Raw genomic sequence first — 4,720 nt, 5'->3', positions numbered from 1 at the left:
AACAGGGCGGATGGAATTTCACCACCAAGGTAATAAGAGTTATTCACAAGTCGAGGTGATCCTCCTGTATTGACTTGGAATGGCCATTTATACCCAGTTTCCTGGTTTAGTGGCCAACGAGTCGCACAATTTCTGAATATCCTAAACATTTACCTCCTAATTCTTCTAGAGGAATTCTAAATCCGCCAATACCAGCAAATAAATCTATAAAAGTGAACCGATGTTCATGTATTTGTAAATTAATAGGTTTATCAATATTAAAAGAGATTAATTGAGTTGGGGAATTAATTATTTGACCAGACATAAGTCAATTTTTATGATTATTACTAGGATTAAGATTGTAGCAATTATCTTAGTTAAAATTGTGGGTAATTACAAAATCATCTACAGACCTGACCTATTGGTACTTATACCATTTCTCTGTAACAATGCGCTTAATAATTCTTACCAAAACCTGAATTTTACTAATAGCTGTTATCTTTTATTAAGCGCAACTTCATGGAGAAATAATATTAGACATTTTTTGGTAGGAAAAATACATCAAAGTCAGTCTAGACAAGGGAATTACATCAATGCCTTAAAAATGGCTAGAACCCATACTTAGTCAGGATTTATGCCTTTATGACGTAAAAGCCTCTGCCCATCTATATTTGAGCATATTTTATGGCTTTATTTTGTGTAAGTCCCACTATTATATTATTTATATTTATGAATGAATACTGGAAAATCAAAAATTATTGCCAAACTAAATTATTTGTGGTTTGATGAAAAAAAGTTATTTAGTTTATAGTTTATATGTTTCGGAATAGTTTATGGAAGATACAGTAGGTACAACAGAAGCAGCATTTCTTCTAAATATTTCTACCGCTAGACTCAGGTTACTTTTGAGGCAAGGTCGTCTCAAAGGAGCTAAAAAAGTCAAACGGTTTTGGGTAATTCCTTTAAATCGTCGAGGAATGCCAGAAATTACTCCTGGTCGTCGAGGTCCTCAAGGAACTTGGAATAAAGGATTCCGTACAGGCAATACTTTTATCCATGTACTGCGAAGAGAAATTGACTATAACCGAGACCACGGTACTTCTCTTCCAGCAATTTCTGTCAAACAAGGAGGCAAAAACCATTACTGCCACGAAGTAGAAATTCTGGGAAATTGCAAAATCGTCTATCGACCTCATAAACCTAACAAAAGTCAAGCTGGTGGTGCGCGGCTGTGGATTGAGGTAGAGCCTGATATTCAAATAATTCCCAAGTCTTTCCCAGATACAGAACCAGAGAAAAATCAACCTCAAGGCTTTGGTTAGCTTTGAATCTGATTTTTTAGCTTAACTGGATTTTTCTCCATATCTATATAGTATGTCGGTGTTGGCTTTTTAATTTTTCAGCTAACATTGCAAATTTTTGTGGAAATAATTCTGATATTTGTGGCAGTGCCAAACTTCCTCAAAATTATTTTTTGAAAGTAGGTGGGCGATCGCCTATATAAATTTACTTGGCAATTTTTCACTCAATAGCAAAAGTACGAATATTGCCCATGATTAATTGATTTTTATCTTCAATCAAATTTCCAGTACAAACAATTAGACTTTGCTTTAAATTCGCTTCAAAAGCTTTAATATAGTCTGCACAATTTAACTCAATTACTATTTCTGATTCTTGTGTATTTTGCTGGATGGATGTAATAATAGTTACTCGTCCTTTTTAATCTTCTTCTCCCCATTCAAGTTTGATAACTTTTCCTTCAACCTTATCTACAGATTATGTATGAGATGGTTCTGTAAAAAGGGGAGAGAATTTTCTTGTTCTTTGTTTGTCTCTCTTATGAAAGAAAGTTACAACTCTTTTAGTTTTTCTTTTGCCTCTTTTAGTCTAGGTAAAGCATCAAGAGCTATGTTGATTTCAGAGCTAATATTGGAGGGCAGAAATAACACTACCATTTTCTAATAACATTTTTTCTAGTAAAGTACCGCGTAAAGGAGTGACGAAGAAGGAGAAGAGTTTGTTAAATCTATTGTTGAAAAAATAACTAACTTTGATGATGAGGAAAAAAAAGAATGTAATGAAAATCCTAAAGCTAAGTTTTTGATTGTTGGTCATTCTCAAGGAACTTTCTTTGCTGAAGACGTTTTTAACGAGCTGCTGCCAGATATTAAGAAAAGAACAAGAATATTAGCAATTTCACCTTTCACCAGTTTTAAGGATATAGATAAAAGTCAAGTAGCTTATCTTCTTCGGGAAGATGATATCCCAAATGTATTAAACCGAATTAGCGATAATTTAGACAGTGCAAAGAAGAAAATCAGAAAAATATCAACAGAAATATCAAATTCTTTACCAGCAGATTTAACTAAATCTCTCCGGAACATAAGTGATTTATTTACAGAAATTGAAGAATCAGTTAAAAAAACCGTTATTTCTGGAAAAAGGTATGTACTTAGCCCCATTAAAAATGCGCAAAAAACAGTTCAAAAAATAACTGGTGAAGTTTCTCTATCCAATGAATATGAAGCGAAATTAATCAGGTTGGTGAAAAAGGCGCAAAAAGGAATCAATGAAAATGGAAAAGTTTCATTTTCCACACCCCCAAAAGCTAATTTACCCGAATGGGGATGGAAAGAAACTAAAAATGGAATCGAGAGAGACAGCGAGCATCAGAGATTACTTCTGACTTCTGATTTGCGCGTAGCGAATATTTCCCCCCTTCTCAACCATAGATAGTAAGGGAGGAAACTCAACCCGGGAAAAACTATTGACTCAAACGCTGATAAACTGTTGCCAAACCATCTACATCCCCTACATTACCGGGAAATAAAACAACAGGTAACTCAGGAAATTGAGGATGCTCTGCGGGAGTCCGGACCATCGAACAACCAGCTAATACCTGACCCAATAACCTAGCAGTAGTTAAAGCCAAACCTTTACTGAGAGTATCATTAGAAGTAATCCCACCTTTACTGATTAAAAATCCAATATCCTCGGGCAAACCCCGAACAATATCCATTAATAACTCGGAAACTGCTACACCAAACTCCAAACGCACCTGTACATTTTCAAAAGTCAACTCCTCACGACTGGTATAAACTACAGGTGTTTTCCCTTCTGCATGAACAGCATGAACTTTTTCGAGAATATTTTTGAGTAAAGTTGCTCTGTTCTCCCCAGACTCCTCAATTAAATGAGACACATTTACTTCTACACCTACTACATCAGACTCTTGTAATAATCTTTCCAACTGTTGGGTAGATTTTTTAACATGAGAACCCACAATAATTACACCTGGTTTCCCACTCCTGACATACTGCCTCATCTCTTCAGCAGCTATAGGTTGATTTCCCAAAGTAGCTAAGGAAGTTAAAATACTTGCAGCACTCCGCAATAGAAACTTTTTACCTTGACTAGCTGCTGCCAACAAATCATTAGCAAACTTGTCTAAGTCGGCTTGAGTTTCACCATCCACAACTCCACATTGGTTGCCAGTCATTTTCATCAAACGTTCTAAACTACCAGAACGAATATCATCAAGTGTAAATTTTTCTACAGTTTCTGCTTTGATTTTACCTTTGGTTTTTTCTTCCACATAATCAGGTAAATAACTATAGGTGTAGCCAAATACTGAATCTTTGGCAAATTCTGTTTCGTGAACTGGAGTTTCTACACCATTAACCATTAAATAGTGGGTACTGTTGCGGGTGACTCTCCCACCTTCAAAAAATGCTGGAACTAGGAAATGCGCATCAAATGGGCCAAGTTCCGTTGCTATGACATCTGTTTCTATGGGATAATGACCCCGTAGAGTAGAGTCGGAACGACTGACGACTAAAAAATCTTGGATATTTAATTGAGCGATCGCTTCGGTCAAGTTATGTGTAACTTCTCGTGTCACGTTAGCTGCTTGGTCTGGGGTCAGGGCGCGAGTATTGGAGAGGATAAAAAATATGGGAGATTCATCAAGTAATCCTAATTTTAGGGTTTCTACATCCCACTTAGTTAGAAGTAGACAACTATGAACAGTTTGGGAACCTGTTGGGTCATCATCTAGGACAATAATTTTTGGTTGGCTGTTAGTCATATTTTTTTTTGCTCATTATCTATAGAAGGCTATACCGAGATTCTCAAAAAAGTTTTTCTCAGCTTTCACTACTATATCTATAGAACCCCTGATCGTATCTTTTCTGTCCAAGATTATAATTAAGTAGCGATCGCCAATTATCATCAACAAGAGGGTCAATGCCATACTCAAGCAGTTTAACAGATAAAGAATGGGTTCTGATTGAGCTATTACTGCCAAAAAAGAAAAAAACTTGTCCAACAAAATGGAACAACAGAGAAATCTTAGATGGTATTCTATATCAATTAAAGAATGGTTGTAACTGGTGTGACTTACCCTGCATACTTGCCTCCTTATTCAACAGTGTTTTGGGATTACAAGCAATGGCGAGCATCAGGGATAACCCTTGAAAATTAGAGATGTATTGCATCTCTCTTGTACGCTGCTCAGGTAAAAAAAAACCAAATGGACAACTTTAATAATCATTGATTCACAGGGGGTAAAAAATACTTGTAATGCCAGTATCAAGTCTAAAGGGTTTTGTTTTGACAAAGCTACCAACGGCATTAAAAGACATCTAGCAGTAGATAGTCTGGGGTTTCGTTCTTGCTCCGTCCTGTCCTTACTGTGAGGAAACCGAGAGAGCGGGCGGTGCGCTTTTTTTACTCATTGTAC

The 4,720-nt window shown here is 36.2% G+C and carries 5 protein-coding genes; 3 read left to right on the top strand and 2 right to left on the bottom strand.

Annotated elements, in window-relative coordinates; translation table 11 throughout:
• Positions 1-106: 106 nt before the first annotated feature.
• A complete protein-coding gene (locus F6K23_RS39875; RefSeq protein WP_293166654.1) occupies positions 107-304 on the bottom strand; it encodes a DNA cytosine methyltransferase in 198 nt (65 codons plus the stop codon).
• A 508-nt stretch (positions 305-812) separates the two neighbouring features.
• Here F6K23_RS39875 and F6K23_RS39870 point away from each other — a divergent pair.
• Together F6K23_RS39870 and F6K23_RS39865 are read left to right on the top strand one after the other, a co-directional pair.
• Positions 813-1,301 carry a DNA-binding protein gene (locus F6K23_RS39870; RefSeq protein WP_293166652.1) on the top strand — a complete coding sequence of 163 codons (489 nt, stop codon included), beginning with the start codon at positions 813-815 and terminating at the stop codon, positions 1,299-1,301.
• 778 nt (positions 1,302-2,079) lie between these two features.
• Complete coding sequence (locus tag F6K23_RS39865) at positions 2,080-2,715, top strand: hypothetical protein (protein ID WP_293166650.1); 636 nt, start codon at positions 2,080-2,082, stop codon at positions 2,713-2,715.
• A gap of 28 nt (positions 2,716-2,743) precedes the next feature.
• Here F6K23_RS39865 and F6K23_RS39860 read toward each other — a convergent pair whose 3' ends face one another.
• A complete protein-coding gene (locus F6K23_RS39860; protein ID WP_293166648.1) occupies positions 2,744-4,066 on the bottom strand; it encodes a four-carbon acid sugar kinase family protein in 1,323 nt (440 codons plus the stop codon).
• Positions 4,067-4,224: 158 nt separating this feature from the next.
• Between F6K23_RS39860 and F6K23_RS39855 the strand changes: the two genes are divergently transcribed.
• The gene (locus tag F6K23_RS39855) at positions 4,225-4,455 is read left to right on the top strand and encodes a transposase (protein ID WP_293166646.1); all 231 of its coding nucleotides are present in this window, start codon (positions 4,225-4,227) and stop codon (positions 4,453-4,455) included.
• The last annotated feature ends 265 nt before the right edge of the window (positions 4,456-4,720 follow it).

It is taken from the genome of Okeania sp. SIO2C9, assembly GCF_010672455.1.
Taxonomy (GTDB): domain Bacteria; phylum Cyanobacteriota; class Cyanobacteriia; order Cyanobacteriales; family Microcoleaceae; genus Okeania.
This window is presented reverse-complemented; position numbering and strand designations above follow the sequence as displayed.